The following is an 18878-nucleotide window of genomic DNA, read 5'->3' as shown; positions in this document are numbered from 1 at the left end:
GCTTGTGCGGTGCAGGATGTCAACTCGCCCGGGCTCGCGGACGCAGACGAGCCCGACGCGCTCGACCACGCCGAGGCGGGACGACGAGCGGTCCGCGGCAGCGTCCTGCGCTCTGGCGGCTACGCGCTCGGCATCCTGCTCTCGCTGGTCACCGCGCCGCTCGTCATCCGCCAGCTCGGGGTCGAGGACTTCGGCATCTACGTCACCATCACGGCGCTCACGACGATCATCTCGGGGGTGAGCGACCTCGGACTCACCTCGCTCGGCGTCCGCGAATGGGCCACGTCTGACGCGGCGCAGCGTCGCGAGCTCGTCGGCGACCTGCTCGGCGCGCGCTTGGCCTTCACCGGGCTGGGGCTCTTCGCGGCGTTCGGGTTCGCGATCGCGGCAGGCTACGGCGCCCGCGAGCTGGTCGCCACCGCCTGCGCGTGCGCCGCCCTCGTGCTCATGGGCGTGCAGGCGGCCATGACCGTGCCGCTTGCGGGACAGCTGCGCCAGGGCTGGATCGCGGCGGCCGACCTGGCCCGGCAGGGCGGGCAGATCGTCTTGGTCGTCGTGCTCGTCCTGCTGGGAGCTGGCCTCGTACCGCTGATGGCGGCGACGGTGTTCGGCGCCGCGATCAGCCTCGTCGTCACGACCTGGCCGAGCGCCGGGCTGCTCTCGCCGCCGGCCTTCCGTCCGCATCGCTGGCTGCAGCTGCTCTCCGGGGCTGTCCCATTCGTCGCCGCCTCGGCGCTGAGCGTCGTCTACCTCCGCGCCACGGTCGTGCTGACCTCGCTGGTCGCGTCCGAGGCCCAGAACGGGGCGTTCGCCATCGCCTTCCGTGTGCTGGAGGTCCTCATCAACGTGCCGGCGCTGCTCATCGGTGCGCTGTTCCCGCTGCTGGCGCGTGCGTCGCAGACGGAGGGCAGGATGGGCGGGTACCTGACCCCCATGTGGTCGGCGACCCTCGCGGCGGGGGCGATCGCCGGTGTCGGCGTGTCGGCCGGGGCGCCGATCGCCGTCCTCGCGCTGGAGGGCTCGCAGCTTCCGGACGCGGTCGATGCCCTGCGGATCCTCGGCGCGGCCTTGGGCTTCTCGTTCGTCGGAGCGTTCGCGCAGTACTCGCTGCTGGCGCTCCGCGCGCACCGGCAGATCCTCTTGGTCAACGGGCTCGCCCTGTCGCTCAACGTCGTGCTCACGCTCACGCTCGCGTCCTCGCACGGGGCGGTCGGCGCCGCCTTGGCCCTGGGCCTCTCCGAGGTCGTCGGCGCCACGCTCTCGGTGGTGTTCCTGCGGCGCGCGGCGCCGCCGGGCGCCGTCCCGCTGGCCCGTCTGCTGCCGGTCGGCGTCGCCGTCGGCGGGGCCGTGGCCGTCGGGCTGCTGCTCGCTCCGGTAGGGGTGTTTGCGGTGGCGGCCGGCGCGGGCGTGACCGCCGTCTCCCTCGTCGTCGCGCTCGGTCTCGTGCCTGCCGCAGCGTGGGCCGCGATCCCCCGGCGGGGCGTCGCCACGTGAACGTCGCCGTCGTCCATCACCTTCCGAGCGGGGGCGCTCTGCGGGTGCTCGCCGAGTGGCTGAAGCGGACGGAGCACGGGCCCGTCACCGTCTACACGCGGGAGGCGCACGTGCATGCCTTCGTCGGAGGCCTGCCCCAGGCGACGGAGGTCGTCGAGGTCCCGCTCCATGCGGGCGGCGGCGCCGCCGACGAGCTGCGGCGGCTGTGGACATCGCCCGCCGACGGGCGCCGCCTGGCCGCGCGGATCGAGGCCGGCGGCCACGACGTCGTGTTCGCGTGGGCGAGCCGGCTGACGCAGGCCCTCGACGTCCTCCCCGCCCTCACGACCCCGAGCCTCTTCTACGCCCCGGAGCCGCTGCGGTCCGCCTACGAACCGCGCGAGCTCATCCCCGTCCCCGACGACTGGCGCGGCGCGATCACGAGGGCGGGGGTCAACCCGATCGAGCTCCGCCGCCGTCAGCTCGACCGCCGCTACCTGCGTGGCGCGCAGCGCGTCGTCACCCACTCGGCGTTCACGCGCTCGACGTTGCGCGCGACCTACGGGGTGGAAAGCGACGTGGTCCTCCTCGGCGTCGACGCCGAGGACTTCGCGCCGGGGACCCGCGACGGTGCCCCGTACGTCCTGGCCGTCGGCGCGCTCCATCCGCTGAAGGGTCACGACCTCGTCATCGACGCAATCGCCGCCCTACCGCGACCCCGCCCGCGGCTCGTCCTCGTCGGAGACCGCGGCGAGTGGGCCGCCGACCTCGAACGGCGCGCGACGGCGGGTGGTGTCGAGCTCGACCTGCGCCAGGGCGTTCCGTTCGCCGAGGTCCGCGACCTCTACCGACGCGCCGCGGTCGTCGCCTGCGGTCAGGTCCGGGAGCCGTTCGGCCTCGTACCCCTGGAGGCGATGGCGTGTCGCACCCCCGTCGTCGCCGTCGACGAGGGCGGGTTCCGCGAGACGATCACCGACGGCGTCACGGGTCTGCTCGTCCCGCGTGACGCCTCTGCGATGGCCGCCGCGATCGGCCGCATCCTCGACGACGACACCCTCGCCGAAGCCCTCAGCGAGGCCGGCCTCCGCGACGTCCGCGATCGCTGGACCTGGGAGCGAACGACCGCAGGCTTCGACGCCCTGCTCCGCGAGCAGGCGGCCACGGGCCCGCGGCGGCTCTGATCAGCCGCCGGCGGCGGGCGGGCAGGAGATCGCGAACGCACGGATCTGCGCAAGCGTGAATGCCCGCGGGTCCGCCCCGTCCCGCACGCCGGCGTGCCATGCGACGATCGCCGCGAGCGTCTGCTCGAGGTCCCAGGCCGGCGACCATCCGAGCTGCGACCGTGCCTTGCCGGAATCGAGCGCGAGGTAGCCGGCCTCGTGCGGATGCGGCCCCGGGTCGATCTCCCAGCGCGGCGGGTCCCCCGGCCACAGCTCCGTGAGTCGCGACACGAGCCACCCGACGGGCCGCACGTCGTCGGCTGCCGGCCCGAAGTTCCAGCCACCCGCCGCAACGTCGCGGACCGGTGGGTCGTCGGAGCACAGCGCCTGCGCCACGACGAGGTAGCCGCTCAGGGGGTTCAGCACGTGCTGCCACGGCCGCACCGCGTCCGGTCGGCGGATCGGGATGACGCTGCCCGCCGCCGCGCCACGCAGGATGTCGGGGACCAGCCGGTCCTCGCCCCAGTCCCCTCCGCCGATGACGTTTCCCGCGCGGACACTCGCCAGACGAACCCCGGCCGGACCGGAGAAGAACGAGCGCCGGTAGGCATCCGCGACGAGCTCGGCGCAGCCCTTCGAGTTCGAGTACGGGTCATGGCCCCCCTTGGGGTCGTCCTCCACGAACGGCCGCTGCTCGCGCCCCTCCGCGTTGTCGTAGCACTTGTCGCTCGTGACGTTGACGACCGCGCGGACCGTCCCCGCCCCGGCGACCCGCACGGCGTCCAGGACGTTCACGGTCCCCATGACGTTCGTCTCGTACGTCTCGCGCGGCTCGGCGAACGACCGCCGCACCATCGGCTGGGCCGCCATGTGGATGACGATGTCGGGCGCCGCGGCGTCGACGGCCGCCAGGACGGCCGCCGCATCTCGAATGTCCCCCTCGACGTCGCCCGCGAGCCCGTCCGCGACGCGGGCCAGGGCGTAAAGCGACGGCTCCGTGGGAATGCCGCGCGAGAATCCCGTCACCTCGGCGCCGAGCTCCTGCAGCCACAGCGTCAGCCACGCGCCCTTGAACCCGGTGTGCCCGGTCAGGAGGACCCGGCGACCTCGCCAGAAGGCGGGATCCACCACACCAGGGCGGGACGGGCTGTCAACGGGCTCGGACAAGGCCGCGAGCGTACCGGGCGCGCGCGGAGAAGCCGGGCGGGGCGGGCCGGACCGGTCTCGCCCGATAGCCTTCCCGCCCCATATGCCGAAAAAGTCTGCGCTCATCACCGGAATCACCGGCCAGGACGGCTCCTACCTTGCGGAACTCCTCCTGGACGAGGGGTACGACGTCCACGGGATGGTCCGCCGCGCATCGACCGAGAAGTTCGACCGCATCGAGCACCTGCGCGACCAGATCACCTTCCACCAGGGCGATCTGCTGGACCAGCGCTCGCTCGTCGACGCCATTCGGTCCTCCAAGCCGGACGAGATCTACAACCTCGCCGCGATGAGCTTCGTCGCGACCTCATGGATCCAGCCGACCCTGACGGCCGACTTCACCGGCGTCGGCGTCACGCGCATGCTCGAGGCGATGCGTGAGGCGGCCCCGGAGGCCCGCTTCTACCAGGCGTCGAGCTCGGAGATGTTCGGCAAGGTCCTCGAGGTGCCGCAGACCGAGGCCACGCCGTTCTACCCGCGCTCGCCCTACGGCGTCGCGAAGGCCTACGGCCACTTCATCACGGTGAACTACCGCGAGTCCTACGACCTGCACGCCACCAGCGGCATCCTCTTCAACCACGAGTCCCCGCGCCGTGGCCTGGAGTTCGTCACCCGCAAGATCACGTGGCACGCCGCCGCGATCAAGCACGGCCTGCAGAAGGAGCTGCGCCTCGGCAACCTCGACGCCGAGCGCGACTGGGGCTACGCGAAGGACTACGTCAAGGCGATGTGGCTCATGCTCCAGCGCGACACGGCCGAGGACTACGTCATCGCGACCAACCAGTCCAACACGGTGCGCGAGTGCTGCGAGATCGCCTTCGACGAAGCGGGCCTCGGCGACTTCTCCAAGTACGTCGTCATCGACGAGGCGTTCGTCCGCCCGGCCGAGGTGGACCACCTCATCGGCAGCTACGACAAGGCCGAGCGCGACCTCGGCTGGAAGCCCGAGACGACCTTCGAGCAGCTCATCCGCCTCATGACCAAGGCCGACCTGGAGCTGCTCAAGCCGTAAGCCGCTCGGGGCGATCCGATGCGCCGTCGTCTGATCGCCCTCGCCCTCTGCGCCGCCGCGCTCCTCGGCGTCTTCGCCCGCGGCCAGGTGTCCACCAGCGACGGCCTGGAGATGTACCGGGTCAGCGTCTCGATCGTCGACGACGGCGACGTGTGGCTCGACGAGGTGCCGCGCATCGGGGTGGCCGGGCGGGACGGGCACCGCACGAGCAAGTACGGGCCGGCGCTCCCGGTCCTCGGCGTGGTGCCCGTCGCGCTCGCAACGCCGGTCGCGCACGTCGTCGGGCACAAGGACCAGCTGCGCCAGTTCGCCTGGTCACTGCTGATCCCGGCGTTCTCGGTCGCGCTGCTGCTGTGGCTCGTCGTGCTCGGGACGCGTCTCGGCGCGACCTTCGGGTGGGCGACGGCGGCGGCCGCGGCGGCGCTGTTCTGTACCTACGCCCTGCCCTACACCGAGGACTCGTTCACCGAGCCGCTGACGGCGCTTGCCGTCGTCGGCGCCGTCGAGCGGTTTCTGGCGGGCCGGCGGGTCGCCGCGAGCGCGCTTCTCGGCGTCGGGATGCTCGCGCGGCCGCAGCTCGCCCCGCTGGGCGCGCTGCTCGTGCTCGCGTGCGCGGGGGACGTCGCGGCTGCTTGCCCTGGCGGGGGCGGTGCTCGCGCGCAGGAGCGCGTCAAGGCAGGGGCGCAGGCCGCCGCCGGGCCGGTCGTTGCCGCCGTCCTCCTCGCCGCCTACAACCTGCTGCGCTTCGGCGATGCCCTCGAGACCGGCTACGAGAAGCCGACGGACCCCGGGTTCACGACGCCGCTCATCCACGGCCTGCACGGCCTCTTCCTCACGTCGTCGAAGAGCGTGGTGCTGTTCGCACCGCTCGTGCTGCTCGTCCCGTGGGGGGTGCGGGCGGTATGGGGGCTGGGCCGCGGGCGTGCCCGCGCGCGCCTGGCCCTCGGCCTGCTCCTCGCCAACGCCCTGCTGACCCTCGGCACTGCGGCGACGTGGTGGTCGTGGATGGGGGGCTGGTCGTGGGGACCGCGCCTGCTGCTCCCCGGCCTGCTGCCGCTGCTCGTCGTGCTCGGGCCGTGGCTGACGCAGGTCCCCGCGCGCAGCGGCCTCCCGGTCCGCGCCTTCGTCGCCCTGGGCCTCACCGGCCTCGCCGTGTCTGCGTCCACGTTGCTCGTCTCCCCCCAGGCCCAGCTCCTCGACCGGCCGGTCCCTGCGCCCGGCCCGTCGATCACGCGGCAGTACGCGCTCGTCCCCGGCCGCGTCCGCGCACTCGCGCATCCCGCCGACCCGGTGAAGGGCGCTGACCAGAAGAAGCTCGTGCCCACCTGGCAGGTCGCCCTCGCGCGTGAGAGCGGAACGAAGATGTACCTCGTCGGGGTGGTCGGGTCGCTCGCCCTCCTCGGCGTCGGCGGCGTCGGCGCACGCCGCCTCGTGCGACTGCGATACCCGGGGAGGGACTCGAACCCCCACGCCCTCACGGACAGCCGGTTTTAAGCCAGCCGCGTCTGACCAGTTCCGCCACCCGGGCCTGCCCGGCGGACGGTACACCCCCGACGGGCTGCTCCGAGCCCGTTGCCGCTGCGACACTCTGGCTGTGCCCGCGTGCGGGGAGCTTGGCGTGCGGACCTGCCGGCGCCCGCAATCACCCCGGCCGAGCTCGACGTCGTCGCCGACCATCTCCTGGCCAGCCTAGACGGACTCACGTGGTGGGCGATGCGGGGCGACGCGACCTTCGCCGCCTCGTCCCGCGGCGCCGCCTTCCGTGACACCTTCCGCATGCAGGCGCTGCACCGCGGCCTTCACGAGGCGAAGCTCGAGGGCGTGCTCGCGCCGGTCCGCAGGCTCGGCGTGGACCCGCTGCTGCTCAACGGCTGTCCGTCGCCCGCCGATATCCATCTCTGGGGCTGCCCTCGTGCGGTGACATCGACCTTGCCGTTCCGCCCGCCGAACACGACCGCCTCCAGGCGGCGCTCGACGCACGAGCGCGATCGCGACTGGATCGACGTCGATCTCGAGCACCGATTGCTCACCGCGGACGCTACGCCACTGCGAGCGCTGCTCGCACGCTCGACCGAAGTCGACCTCGACGGTCACGCCGTGCGGGTCGCCGGCGCCCGCCGACCTCGACTGGGACGTGGTCCTCGGCGATCCCCGGCACCGGCAATGGGTGACCGTCGCCGCCGGGCTCGCCGCCGACCTCCTCGGCGCCGACCTCTCGGCCACGCCGCTCGTGGACGCGCCCGACGCGGTCCCCGCCTGGGTGCGAGCGCACGTGCTCCACGGCTTCGGCACGTCCGCCGCCGCTCACCTGAGCTGGCGCGCCCCGTTGCGCCCGACCTGGCGGCCCGCCGAGATCCGGCGGCAGGTTCAGGCCCGCCGGCCTCGCCGTGACGCTTCATCACCGCCGGCGCATCTCACCGCGCGGCGCGCAGCTCTTCGACGCCGCCTACCGTGCGGCAGCGCTCACCCTCCCCTTGCGGCTCGCGCGGGCGCGTCGCGACGGGAGTCCTGAACTCACGCCGGGCTGACGGTCAGGACGAACCCGGCCTCAGCGCAGGTTCACGACGAGCGTCTGCTGCCCAAGGCGGATCGCCGCCTGCGTCAGGCCGGACAGTGCCTTCGCCGCGCCGCCACGGGCCTCGAAGTACAGCTCACCGGCTGCGGTCCTGCCCGGAGCGAGCGGTTTGACGAGCGTCCCCGCGACGGCTGAAGCGCCGGCGTCGGGCCGTAGGTTCGTGCCGCCGTAGCGGATGAACAGGCGGTCGATCGGCGGGACGACCGTCGCGGCACCGGCGTTCTGGATCGTCGCGTGCACGCTCAGCCGCGCGGACCCCGCGACCGAGCCCGGGATCAGCGCGGCGCTCGACACCCGGAGCGTCAGCTGCTGACCCATGTCGATCGTCGTGCGAGCCAGTACGGCCGACCCCGCGGCGGACGGCGCCGTGGTCGCGCCGGCGGCACCGGTCGTCGGCAGACCGGTGGAGGAACCCGTCCCGGTCCTGGACGCGGCTGGCGCGCGCCGCGGCGAGCTCGACGGCTTGGGCGTCCCGAACGCGTGGTTCAGCGCGATGCCGAGCCCGATGCCCACGAGCGCCGACACCGCGACCACGACGATGAGCGTCACGAGTTCGCGTAGCAGGACCTTCGGGCGAGCGAGGGGCACAACGCGAGCGGCGCGGGCTACCGGCCGGCCAGGTCCGCCAGGTCCGCGTCGAGCATGTCGTTGACCGTCTGCTCGAACGGGATCTCGGGCGCCCACCCGAGTACCCGCAGCGCTTTCTCCGGGCGGCCGAGCGGTTGCGTGCCCTCGGGCTCGCGGACGAACTGCTCGTCGACCCGGATGCGACCCTCGCCGCTCATCGACGCGCAGGCGAACGCGGTGTCGACGAGGTCCTGCACTGTCCGTGGCACGCCGGAGGCGAGAACGTAGTCGTCGGCCTGGTTCGCGGCCGCCATGAGCCGGAGCCCACGGACCACGTCGCGCGCGTCGCACCAGTCGCGCGAGGCCGTCAGGTCGCCGAGCACGAGCTCCTCCGCGAGCCCGAGCTTGATCTCGGCGACCCCCCGCGTGACCTTGCGCGGGAGGAACTGCACCGGGCGCCGCGGGCTCTCGTGGTTGAAGGTGATGGCGCTCGACGCGTGGATCCCGTGCTTGGCCCGCATCGTGCCGACGAGTCCGTGGGCGGCGAGCTTCGCGACGCCGTACGGGCTGCGAGGGCGCATCGGTGAGCGCTCGTCCTGCGGCGATTCACCGGAGTCCCCGAAGATCTCCGCAGACGAGACGACGACGATCCGTGTCTCGGGCAGCGACGCCGCAACTGCCGCGAGCAGGGTGCTCGTGCCGCCCGCGATGGCGGCCAGCGTCGCCGTAGGGTCCGTCCAGGAGTCCGGCACGAACGTCGGCGCCGCCAGGTGGAACACGAGGTCGGGCCGCGCGTCGGCGACCGCCCGGCGCAGCGACGGCGGATCCTCGAGGTCGCCGGGGACGAACGCGCAGCGATGGCGTACGCCCGCCAGGTTCCGCAGCTCGAGATCGCCCGGATCCCGCAACATCCCGATGACCTCGAACCCGTCATCGAGCAGGCTCTCCGCGAGGTACGAACCGTCCTGTCCACCGATTCCGGTGATGAGCGCTCGCGGTCCAGCCACGGCCGCAGCGTATCCCGGGGACGTTCGCGGAGTAGTCCTCGTGGGTACCCGCATGCCTGCAAGACAGCAACCTTCGGGCTGTCTCAGCGTTGACATCTCTACCTTCCTGTCTGGGAGCCCACCGCGATGCCCCCCCTCGCCACCATGTCGACCCCCCTGCCGATCCACGACGCCGAGCACGCCTTCGACGTCGCAGCGGCCGACGCCGCCCCGCCGCCGACGGCGGATGTCCTCGGGGTCCCGATGGCCCTGACCGACTACGACCGCACCATGGACTGGATCGACGCGACGATCGCGACCGGCGGCCGCGGCTACGTCTGCGTGGCGGCGGTGCACACGGTGATGGTCTTCCAGGAGGACGAGGAGCTCCGCCAGGCCGTCCTCAACTCCGATCTGACCGTGCCCGACGGCACCCCGATCGTCTGGGCGATGAACGCCTTCGGCCACCCGTTGAGCCAGCGCGTGTACGGCCCGGAGCTCATGGCGCGCCACTGTGAGCGGTCGGTGAAGACCGGCGCGCGCATCTTCCTCTACGGCGGCGCCAACCAGGGCGCGCTCGTGCAGCTCGCGCTCAACCTCCGCCGCCGCTACCCCGGCGTACGGATCGTCGGCGGGTATGCGCCGCCGTACCGTCCGCTCTCCGCCGAGGAGGAGGACGCGATCGCCAAGGAGATCAACGCGAGCGGAGCCGACATCGTGTGGGTCGGTATCGGCGTGCCGAAGCAGGAGAAGTGGATGGCGGCCATGCGCGACCGCCTCGACGCCCCGGTCCTGATCGGCGTCGGCGCGGCCTTCGACTTTCACGCCGGCCGTGTCGCCCAGGCTCCCGACTGGATCCAGGCGCTGGGCATGGAGTGGGCCTTCCGCCTTTCCCGCGAGCCTCGCCGCCTGTGGAAGCGCTACGCGATGTACAACCCGAAGTTCGTGTTCGGGTTCCTCATGCAGTGGCTGCGGCAGCGCTGACCGGCCCGTCCGACCTGCAGTTCGCGCACCCACTTCCGGTCGGACGGTCGTCCGGACCTCCGTGGATCCTGGCCGATGCGGTACCGCGGGCCGTCATGCGGGTCCGCTGAACCCGCCGTTTCCTCATGGCGATTTCCCCCGAAGACGTGACGATCCGCGACGACCTGCGGCCGCTGTATTGACGTCGGAGGATGGTCATCGCGATCGTCGTGCTGTGTACGGCAGCGACGTGCGCCTACTCCGACAATCAGCCGAAGGATTACGAGGCGTCGACGCGGATCCTGCTCGGCAGCGGCGGGAACCCGCTCGATCAGAACGGTGGCTATGGCGATAAGCGGGCAAGCCCTAGGCGACTACTGCTCAGCAAAGGGCCCGGCTACTGCGCTAGCGGCAGCTGTGTCGTAGGCAACACTTCGGGCAACGGCGTCGTGCTCACGGCAGGCAAGAATGACGGTTACGCGTACTGCGCAAGCAACGGCAGCTGCATTGCCGACGGCTATTCGACGTCTACCGCGACCTGCACCGCCGCTTCGTGTTGCTCGGGCCAGTGCAGCGGACCGACCGGATACTGCCTCTGCCCCCCCTAGCGCAACCTGCGGAACGCGCACCGAAGGGTGCGCCCGGTCCGAGAGTTCATTGCGAACGGCGTTGCGCGATCGCAAATGTCGCGCGCGGGCGCAGGGCAGGGCGGCCGACCACGGGCGCTGCGTCGCTGTGCGCTTCGACACGGCGATAACCCGTCACCCTCGGCGCGGCACCCCGTTCTCGGTTGAGTGCTCGAACTTGAACTATTCAGTTGAAATTCGACGTATGACCGGAGAGACTCACCGGGAAGTAGGGATGATCTGAACTGACGGACGTAGCCTTGCGTGGACGAGTGTGCCACCATCGCCCCGCGCCAGACTGTCGTGTTTTGACGCCCCGATTCCAAGATCTTCAACGTGGCCACTCCTTCTTCGCTCCGCGACCCTGATGCCCCCGCCGAGGTTCGCGGCATCCGTCGGCGCGACCGTGCTCGTGCGCGATCCGGCATGGATGCCGGCCTGCTCGACGCCGTCGGCATCGCCGCGCGCCCGGCGCCGAAGGTGGTGCTGCAGCGAGAGCAGCGCTACCGCTTCGCGCTCCTCGGTGCAGATGTCCTCGCGGGCCTGACGGCGCTCGAGGTCGCGCTGAGCCTGGTCGGGACCGCCAGCCCGCAGCGTGCGGCGCTGCTCGCCCTTCCGCTCATCGTGCTGCTCGCGAAGCTTCACGGCCTGTACGACCGCGACGACCTGCTCGTCCGCAAGACGACGATCGAGGAGGTGCCGCGGCTGTTCCAGCACGCGACCCTTGCGACGCTCGTCCTCGTCCTCGTCGACGAACCGCTGAAGATCGGCGCCACGACCGACACGCAAGCCGGCCTGCTGCTCGTCCTGCTGCTGATCCTCACCGTCCTCTTCCGCATGGGGGCGCGCCGCATCGCGGGGGCGATCTCCCAGCCCGAGCGCTGCCTCGTCCTCGGTGACACGGCCTCTGCCGAGGAGCTGTTCGCCCGGACAGAGGGGCGGTCGAACATTGCGATCGTCGGCGCCGCCGGCCTCCGCGACCTACGGACCTACGCCGACCTGTGCCAGGTCATCGACGAGTTCGAGGCCGAGCGCCTCATCATCGTCCAGGGCTCCGAGGTCCCGCAGCAGCAGACGCTCGAACTCGTCCGCGCGGCGAAGGTCGCCGGCGTGCGGGTCAGCCTGCTGCCTGGCGTGCTCGGCGTCGTCGGCAGTCAGGTCGAGTTCGACGACGTCTTCGGCGTCACGCTGTTGGGTGTCCGGCGTTTCGGGCTGACGCGCTCGAGCCGAGCGCTCAAGCGCATCTTCGACATCGCGTGCGCACTGCCGCTTCTCATCCTCGCCTCGCCCGTGGTCCTCGCGGCGGCGATCGCCATTCGCCGCGACGGTGGGTCGGTCTTCTTCCGGCAGGAGCGCGTCGGCCGTGACGGGCGCCGGTTCCACATCATCAAGCTGCGCACGATGGTCGTCGACGCCGAGCACCTGCGGAGCGCGCTGTCCGCGCAGAACGTCGCGGGCGAAGGCCTGTTCAAGATCATCGACGACCCGCGCATCACCAAGGTCGGTGCGATCCTCCGCCGGACGCACCTGGACGAGCTGCCGCAACTGTGGAACGTCGTCCGTGGCGAGATGAGCCTGGTGGGTCCGCGGCCGCTGGTGGCCCACGAGGACGCGCACATCACGGGGCTGGACCGCCGGCGCCTCGAGCTGACCCCCGGCATGACTGGTCCGTGGCAGATCCTGGGCAGCCATCGCCGCATCCCGATGGCCGAGATGGTCAAGATCGACTACCTGTACGCGGCGAGCTGGTCGCTGTGGAATGACGTGAAGATCCTCCTGCGGACGCTGTCCGCGGTGGCGCGCCGCGCGGGCGTCTAGAACGTCCGCCGCACGGCCATCCAGCGCCGTCGACTACGCTGGTCCCGGCATGAGCGGTAGCTATGACGTGGCCATCATCGGGACCGGGCGCGTCGGCCTGCCGCTCGCCCTCGCGTTCGCCGACCGCGGGCTCCGGGTCCTCGGCATCGACCACGACCCCTCGATCCTTGCCGCGGTCCGCGAAGGCCGGATGCCCTTCGAGGAGCCCGGCGCCACAGAGGTCCTCGCGCGCGTGAGCCGTGCCGGGCGCATCACGTGGAGCGACCGGGTGGCGGAGGCGGCGGCGGCCACGCACGTCGTCACGACCCTCGGGACGCCGTCCTTCTCCCACATCGAGATCGACCTCTCGCAGATCCGCTCGGTGCTCGACGAGCTGCTCCCGCACCTGCGGCCGGGGCAGTCGCTGACGCTGCGGTCGACGATCGCCCCCCGCACCACCGAGTTCGTCGCGGGTTATCTGCAGAAGCACCGCGGTCTCGTCGCCGGCGAGGACATCTTCGTCGCACACGCCCCCGAGCGCATCGCCGCCGGCAAGTTCTTCGACGAGATCGTGTCCCTGCCGTGCATCGTCGGCGGGGTCGGCGAGCGCTCGGGCGAGGTCGTCGGCGAGCTGTTCAGCGTCTTCGGCGCCCCGATCGTGCAGACCACGGCCGTCCAGGCGGAACTGGCGAAGATCTGGACGAACATCCTGCGCTACGCGACCTTCGCGCTGCCGAACCTGCTGATGATGGACTGCGAGCAGTACGACGCGAACGTCTTCGAGGTCATCGACCTCATCAACCGCGACTACCCGCGCGGGGGGATGGCGCAGCCGGGCTTCACCGCCGGGACGTGCCTGCGCAAGGACTTTGCGTTCAGCGAGGAGCGGTCGAACGCCCCCGGCATGCTGCTCGCGGTTTCGCGTGTCAACGAGTCCGTCCCGCTGTTCCTCGTCGAGGGGATGAAGCGCCGCCTCGGGTCGCTCTCGGGGAAGAAGGTCGCGGTGCTCGGGCTCGCGTTCAAGTCCGCGACCGATGACGAGCGCGACTCGCTCGCCCACAAGCTCATCCGGCTGCTCGAGCGCGAGCTCGCCGACATCGCCGTCCACGACCCGTGGGTCGTGGGCCCGACGATGCCGCTCGAGGACGCCGTTGCGGGCGCCGACGCGGTCGTCGTCGCGACGAACCATCCGGAGTTCTGCGCGGTGGCGACGTTGAGCGCCATCGCCGCGGGGGCCTCCGCCGACGCGCTCGTCGTCGACCCGTGGGACTGCTGGAACGCGGGGCAGGTCTTCGGGTACGCCGCCGAGCTCGTCGCGTTGGCCAGCCCGGTCTGAGGGCTCCGCGGGCGGGGCGCCCGATACCGTCCCGCGCATGAATCGCGTTCTCGTCACCGGCGGTGCCGGCACCATCGGCGCGGCGGTCGTCCGCCGCCTGCTGCGCGATCCCGACTTCGAGGTCCGCGTGTCCGACCAGCGTGAGGCGCCCACCTGGATGCGCGAGGGCTGCGAGGTCCACACCGGTGACCTGCGGGACGTCGCGCAGGCCCGCGTCGCCACCGAGGGCTGCTCGCACGTCATCCACCTCGCGGCGATCGTGGGCGGGATCGCGAACTTCCACAAGCTCCCGCACACCCTCACCGAGGTCAACAACGCGCTCTACAACGGCGTGGTGCGCGCGGCGCTGGACCACTCGGTCGAGCGCTTCGTCTACGTCTCCTCGTCGATGGTCTTCGAGCGCGCGACGGAGTATCCGACGACCGAGGCCCACATCCTCGACACGCCGATCCCGCAGTCCGCATACGGCTTCTCGAAGCTGACCGGCGAGGTCTACGTCAAGGCCGCCCACGACGAGCACGGCCTGCCCTACACGATCTGTCGCCCGTTCAACGCCTACGGCCCGGGCGAGATGCCCGAGGACGAGGTCGGGATCGCGCACATGGTCCCCGACGTCATCAAGAAGTGCCTCGCGCTGGCGCCCGGCGCACCGCTGCCGATCTTCGGCGACGGCACGCAGACCCGGACGATCACCCACATCGACGACATCGCCGACGGCATCGTCGCGGCGATGGCGTCACCGGCTGGCCTGAACGAGGACTTCAACATCTCGGCCGGCGAGGAGATGACCGTCGCGGAGATCGCGCGCGTCATCTGGGTCGCCTGCGGCCTGGACCCGGAGGCCTTCGCTCTGGAGCACCGGCCGACGTTCGAGGTTGACGTGGTGCGGCGGTGGCCCAGTGTGGAGAAGGCCCGCACGATGCTCGGCTGGGAGGCGCGGATCAGCGTCGAGAAGGGCGTGGGGCAGACAGTGGAGTGGCTGCGCGGGGTGCTGTGAGCGGTGACGGGGACGGGGCGGCGGCGCCTCATGACGTCTGGCCTCGACCACCTCGCACGCCCGCATAGGCCGCGGCGAGCGCGGGCGCGACAACCTCGGGACCGGCCAGGCTCCTCGCGAGCTGCGGCCCGGCTGCCGCGGCGCGCGCGTCACCTCGGGCGCCGGTGACGGCGAGCGCCAGCGCACCGGCGTCTCCCGGCGGCACCAGGCGTACCGGCTCGGGGAGCGCCGCCAGCGCCCCGACGCCCGACGCGACGATCGGCAGCCCGAAGGCGAGCGCCTCGATCGCCGCAAGGCCGAACGTCTCGTGGGCCCGAGACGGGATGAGCTCGACGCTCGCCGCCGCGCGAAGCCGCGACAGGAGCTCGTCCGGCACACGTCCCGCGAATCGCACCTGACCGTCCCACGGCGCGGGACCACCGTTCCCTTCGAGCACGGTCAGGCCCGCGGCGGCCGCCACACGACGGAGGTCCGCCGCCTCCGGACCGTCGCCGGCGATGACCAGGCCCACGCGGGCCTCGCGGCAGGCGGCGATGGCCACGTCGACCCCCTTCTCCGGAGCGAGCCGGGCGACGACCAGCGCCGGACCGTCAGCCGCGTAGGCCGTGGTCGTGGCGGCGGTCCGCACCACGTGCGGCACGACCAGCGCGTCCCCCACCGGCACACCGAGCGCGAGGAGCCGCTCCTTCGCCGCCGCGCTCGGCACGACGACGACATCGGCGAGGTCGAGGGTCCGGCGCTGCCACACCGACAGCGCGGCCGCGTACGCCACGCCCTCGACCGCGGACCCGCGACAGCCGAGCCGCAGGCCAGGCGTGGTGTTGCGCCCGTGACAGCGCGTGCAGTCCTCCCCGGCCGGGTCGACGCACGTGGCGACCGCACAGACCAGACGGTAGTTGTGGAGGTGGAGCACGGTCTTCGCGCCGGCGGCGCGGGCCGCGGCGAGCGCCCGCCACCCGAAGCTCGGCAGGAGGTTGTGGGCGTGGACGATGTCGGCCCTCGTGCGCCGGATGGCCGCGGTCACCTCGTCAGGGTCAAGGCCGCCGCGAAGCAGCCCCGTTGCCGCGGCGCGACGGCCGAGCAGCGAGGAGTCCCTCACCAGCAACTCGACCTCTTCCCCGAGGTGCTCGCGCGCGAGCCACGTCAGGTCCTCGACGGCCCGCTCCTCGCCGCCGAGGGTGCGATAGCGGTTGTGGAGGGCGAGGATCAAAGCTCGCCCGCCCGTGGGCCCGCGAGTCCCGGATGGTGATCGGTGGGCGCAAGGCGCTGCGCGACCAACGCCACTCCTGCGGCGACCGCCGGGACGAGGACGAGCTCAAGCCGGAACCCCTGTGGGTTGTTGGCGAGCAGCAGCAGGAGCGCCGACCCGGCCAGCGTGCCGTGCTGCACCGCCCAGAACGCGTCGTTCCGCGGCCGGCGGAGCGCCACGGCGATCAGCAGCGCGGCCAGCATCGCCAGGCCGAGGTAGAGGACCGGCGCGAGAGGCCCCGCGGTGTCGGCCGGGTACCGGAGATCCTGCTCGAGCGTGTAGCCCAGCTGATGCCAGTAGGCGTGCGCGAGGACGCCGATGCTGCTGTCGGACGGGACCGAGGAGACCTGCGCGAGCGAGTCGCGGAGCGGCGCGCCGAGGAGCAGCGGCACCGGGGCGGCGGCGAGCACGGCGACGACCGTGGCCCAGAGGTGTCGTCGACGCTGGCGCCGGTCCCGCCACTGGACGGCGAGGGCCGCACCTGCGCAGGTGGCGAGGCATCACGCGTCAGCGACGAGAGGGCGACGGCCGCAGCCCACAGGGGAAGCCAGCGATATCCCCGATCCGATACGAGCACCAGTGTCAGGAGCCCTGCGACCTCCAGGAGGACGCCCCAGGAGTCCACGTACGAGCCCACGGACCAGCGGTACATGGGCGGCAGCAGCAGGCAGGCCAACCCGCCGGCGAAGCTGACCCCGAGCGAGAACCGGCAGCGCAAGAGCAGAAGCACGCCGGCGCCCAGAAGCGCGTAGCCGAGCATCGAAGCGGTCTGCATGCCGCGCCCGTACGACGTGCCCGCCGCCTCGTCGATCCCGGCAGCAATCGCCGGAACGAACCAACGGCGTGCGTAGTACCGCTCGTTGTCCTTGACCCACCGCGGGTTCAGGATGCGAACCTGGCCGACCGGGTCGTCGAAGATCCGTGCCGCCTCGCGGCCCCGGGCTCCCTGGAAGACCTCGCGCACCGCGCGGTCATGCGCGACGCCCTGGATCTCGGCTGTATGCACTTCGTAGAAGAGCCCATCGGTGTTCGCGCCGGCGGGCGCGAGTACTCCCGGGAGTGCGAACAGGACGCCGATCGCGAGGATGAGCATCATCGCCCGCCGTTCGCCCGCTCCCGTGCAGAAGGCCCAGACGACATGGATCCGATGGGCGAGCGCGGCTGCTGGCGTCGGCCTCACGGTCACATGGTCGCTCATGCGGCGGCTCGGCGGTTCGACGGGCCGCGCCTCTGGCTGACCCGGGCACCCGGTCAAGGTCCCCGCTACCGTCCCTCCCCCGCCATATGAGCCTCACCGCCACCATCGTCGTCCCGACCCAGGCGCGCCCCGAGTATCTCGACGTGGCGCTGGCGTCGATCGTGCCGCAGGCGCGGGCGGCACACGTGCCGGTGCTCGTGGTGGACGACGGGCCGTCGGCGCAGACGCGGGCGGTGGCGCTGGCACATCACGCGCGGTACGTCGCGCACGACGCGCCCAGGGGCCTCAACGCCGCCCGCAACACCGCGCTCGACCACACCGGCAGCGACCTGCTCGTCTTCGTCGACGACGACGTGCGCGTCCACCCCGGGTGGCTGCGGGCGCTCGTCCACGCGGCGTCGCAGCTGCCCGACGAGGTCGCCGTCCTCACCGGGCCGATCGTCCCGGTCTTCGAGGACCACGCGCTCAGGATGTGCGGCCGCGAGGGGGCGCCGCTCACCTTCCTCGACCTCGGCCCGGACGACGTCGACGCGCCCTACGCGTGGGGCGCGAACATGACCATCCGCCGCAGCGCGGTCCAGCGCGCCGGGCGGTTCGACGCCACGCGGCCGCTCTACGGGGACGAGGCGGAGTGGCAGGACCGCGTCCGGGCGAGCGGGGGACGCATCCGTTACATCGCGGCGGCCGGCCTCGACCACCGGCGGGCCGGGGACGACGCGCGCCTGCGTTCGCTCGCGCGCGCCGCGTACAACCGCGGCCGGGCGTCCAGGCGGCACGACGTCTTCAAGGGGACGCCGCCGGCGCTCCGCCAGGAGCTGCGCACGCTCGCAGGCTGCCTCGTGCACACCGTCCGCTTCCGCTGCGCGAACGGCATCGTCATGGCCGCGCACTCGCTCGGCCGCACGCTCGAGGCGAAGGACCCCGCGCCGCCGCCCGCGACCCCCGGCGTCGACGACTTCACCTCGGGGCGGAGCGGGACCGTCGGCGGCGTCGGAGGCGACGCACTCCGCCGGCTCGACACGCTCGCCGACGTCCGCACCGCCGTCGGCCGCGCGCAGGTCCGCCGCCGCGCGGCGCGTCCTTCGCGGACGTCGCCGCCCAAGATCCTCGTCCTCGGCGTCGATCGCCCGCCGAGCCTCATGCCCGCCGCGCTCGACGAGCTCCGCCGCACCCGCACGACCGACCCGGTCTTCGCGACCGCGCCGATGCATCCGGCGCTCGGCAAGTTCGCGAACCTCAACACGCAGCTTGCCGCCCACGACCTCAGCGCCTTCGACTGGCTCCTCGTCCTCGACGACGACGTCGTCCTCCCGCGCCACTTCCTCGACGTTCTCGTCGACCAGGCCACCCGGAACAGCCTGAAGCTCGCCCAGCCCGCCCACCGCCTGCACTCGCACGCGGCCTGGCCGCTCACCCGGCGACAGGGTGGCACCACCCGCCGCACGTCGTTCGTCGAGATCGGCCCCGTCACCCTCTTCCACCGCGACACCTTCGCGGCGCTCCTGCCCTTCCCGGCCGAGCTGCAGATGGGCTGGGGCCTGGACAACCACTGGGCCGCGATCGCCCGCGAGAAGGGCTGGGCCGTCGGGGTCGTCGACGCCGTCCCGATCGCCCACACCGTCGCCCCCGCGGGCGCCGCGTACGACCGGGAGGCCGCGCTCGCCGAGGCGCAGGCCTTCCTCGCCACCCGTCCCTACCTCACCCGCGACGAGGTGCGGACGCTTGGCTGACGA

14 protein-coding genes and 1 tRNA gene are annotated in these 18878 nt (G+C 72.3%); 8 read left to right on the top strand and 7 right to left on the bottom strand.

The window, feature by feature from the left end:
- Positions 1–9 precede the first annotated feature (9 nt).
- On the top strand, positions 10–1494 hold the full coding sequence (locus tag NBH00_RS02275; protein WP_254571737.1) for an oligosaccharide flippase family protein: 1485 nt from the start codon (positions 10–12) through the stop codon (positions 1492–1494).
- The gene (locus NBH00_RS02270; RefSeq protein WP_254571736.1) at positions 1491–2654 is read left to right on the top strand and encodes a glycosyltransferase family 4 protein; all 1164 of its coding nucleotides are present in this window, start codon (positions 1491–1493) and stop codon (positions 2652–2654) included. Before NBH00_RS02275 ends, NBH00_RS02270 begins: the two co-directional genes overlap by 4 nt.
- On the opposite strand, the gene rfbG is transcribed toward NBH00_RS02270, so the two are convergent.
- Complete coding sequence (gene rfbG, locus NBH00_RS02265; RefSeq protein WP_254571735.1) at positions 2655–3800, bottom strand: CDP-glucose 4,6-dehydratase; 1146 nt, start codon at positions 3798–3800, stop codon at positions 2655–2657.
- Positions 3801–3882: 82 nt separating this feature from the next.
- Here rfbG and gmd point away from each other — a divergent pair, with 82 nt between their 5' ends.
- Positions 3883–4851 carry a GDP-mannose 4,6-dehydratase gene (gene gmd / locus NBH00_RS02260; RefSeq protein ID WP_254571734.1) on the top strand — a complete coding sequence of 323 codons (969 nt, stop codon included), beginning with the start codon at positions 3883–3885 and terminating at the stop codon, positions 4849–4851.
- A gap of 315 nt (positions 4852–5166) precedes the next feature.
- Here the strand turns inward: gmd and NBH00_RS02255 are convergent, their stop codons facing one another.
- The 4 genes from NBH00_RS02255 to NBH00_RS02240 all read right to left on the bottom strand — a co-directional run bounded on the left by NBH00_RS02255 (position 5167) and on the right by NBH00_RS02240 (position 9000).
- A complete protein-coding gene (locus NBH00_RS02255; RefSeq protein WP_254571733.1) occupies positions 5167–5673 on the bottom strand; it encodes a hypothetical protein in 507 nt (168 codons plus the stop codon).
- Positions 5674–6294: 621 nt separating this feature from the next.
- Positions 6295–6379 (bottom strand) — tRNA-Leu (locus NBH00_RS02250).
- A 1020-nt stretch (positions 6380–7399) separates the two neighbouring features.
- Positions 7400–8014, bottom strand: coding sequence for a hypothetical protein (locus tag NBH00_RS02245; RefSeq protein WP_254571732.1), 615 nt, complete (start codon positions 8012–8014; stop codon positions 7400–7402).
- Positions 8015–8031: 17 nt separating this feature from the next.
- Positions 8032–9000 (bottom strand): GDP-mannose 4,6-dehydratase, encoded by a 969-nt coding sequence (locus NBH00_RS02240; RefSeq protein ID WP_254571731.1) that lies wholly within the window; start codon positions 8998–9000, stop codon positions 8032–8034.
- Between the two features lie 144 nt (positions 9001–9144).
- Between NBH00_RS02240 and NBH00_RS02235 the strand changes: the two genes are divergently transcribed.
- The 4 genes from NBH00_RS02235 (at position 9145) to NBH00_RS02220 (ending at position 14698) form a co-directional block, all read left to right on the top strand.
- Positions 9145–9963 (top strand): WecB/TagA/CpsF family glycosyltransferase, encoded by an 819-nt coding sequence (locus NBH00_RS02235; RefSeq protein WP_254571730.1) that lies wholly within the window; start codon positions 9145–9147, stop codon positions 9961–9963.
- Between the two features lie 1031 nt (positions 9964–10994).
- A complete protein-coding gene (locus NBH00_RS02230; RefSeq protein WP_254571729.1) occupies positions 10995–12386 on the top strand; it encodes a sugar transferase in 1392 nt (463 codons plus the stop codon).
- A gap of 49 nt (positions 12387–12435) precedes the next feature.
- On the top strand, positions 12436–13701 hold the full coding sequence (locus tag NBH00_RS02225; RefSeq protein ID WP_254571728.1) for a nucleotide sugar dehydrogenase: 1266 nt from the start codon (positions 12436–12438) through the stop codon (positions 13699–13701).
- Between the two features lie 37 nt (positions 13702–13738).
- On the top strand, positions 13739–14698 hold the full coding sequence (locus NBH00_RS02220) for an NAD-dependent epimerase/dehydratase family protein (protein WP_254571727.1): 960 nt from the start codon (positions 13739–13741) through the stop codon (positions 14696–14698).
- Between the two features lie 28 nt (positions 14699–14726).
- Here the strand turns inward: NBH00_RS02220 and NBH00_RS02215 are convergent, their stop codons facing one another.
- Complete coding sequence (locus tag NBH00_RS02215) at positions 14727–15908, bottom strand: glycosyltransferase (RefSeq protein ID WP_254571726.1); 1182 nt, start codon at positions 15906–15908, stop codon at positions 14727–14729.
- Positions 15905–16357, bottom strand: a complete 453-nt coding sequence (locus tag NBH00_RS02210) for a hypothetical protein (protein ID WP_254571725.1) — start codon at positions 16355–16357, stop codon at positions 15905–15907. Before NBH00_RS02210 ends, NBH00_RS02215 begins: the two co-directional genes overlap by 4 nt.
- Before the next feature lie 874 nt (positions 16358–17231).
- Here NBH00_RS02210 and NBH00_RS02205 point away from each other — a divergent pair.
- Entirely contained in the window at positions 17232–18875 is a 1644-nt protein-coding gene (locus NBH00_RS02205) for a glycosyltransferase family 2 protein (RefSeq protein ID WP_254571724.1), read from the top strand.
- Positions 18876–18878 lie beyond the last annotated feature (3 nt).

It is taken from the genome of Paraconexibacter antarcticus, assembly GCF_024220175.1.
GTDB lineage: Bacteria > Actinomycetota > Thermoleophilia > Solirubrobacterales > Solirubrobacteraceae > Paraconexibacter > Paraconexibacter antarcticus.
This window is presented reverse-complemented; position numbering and strand designations above follow the sequence as displayed.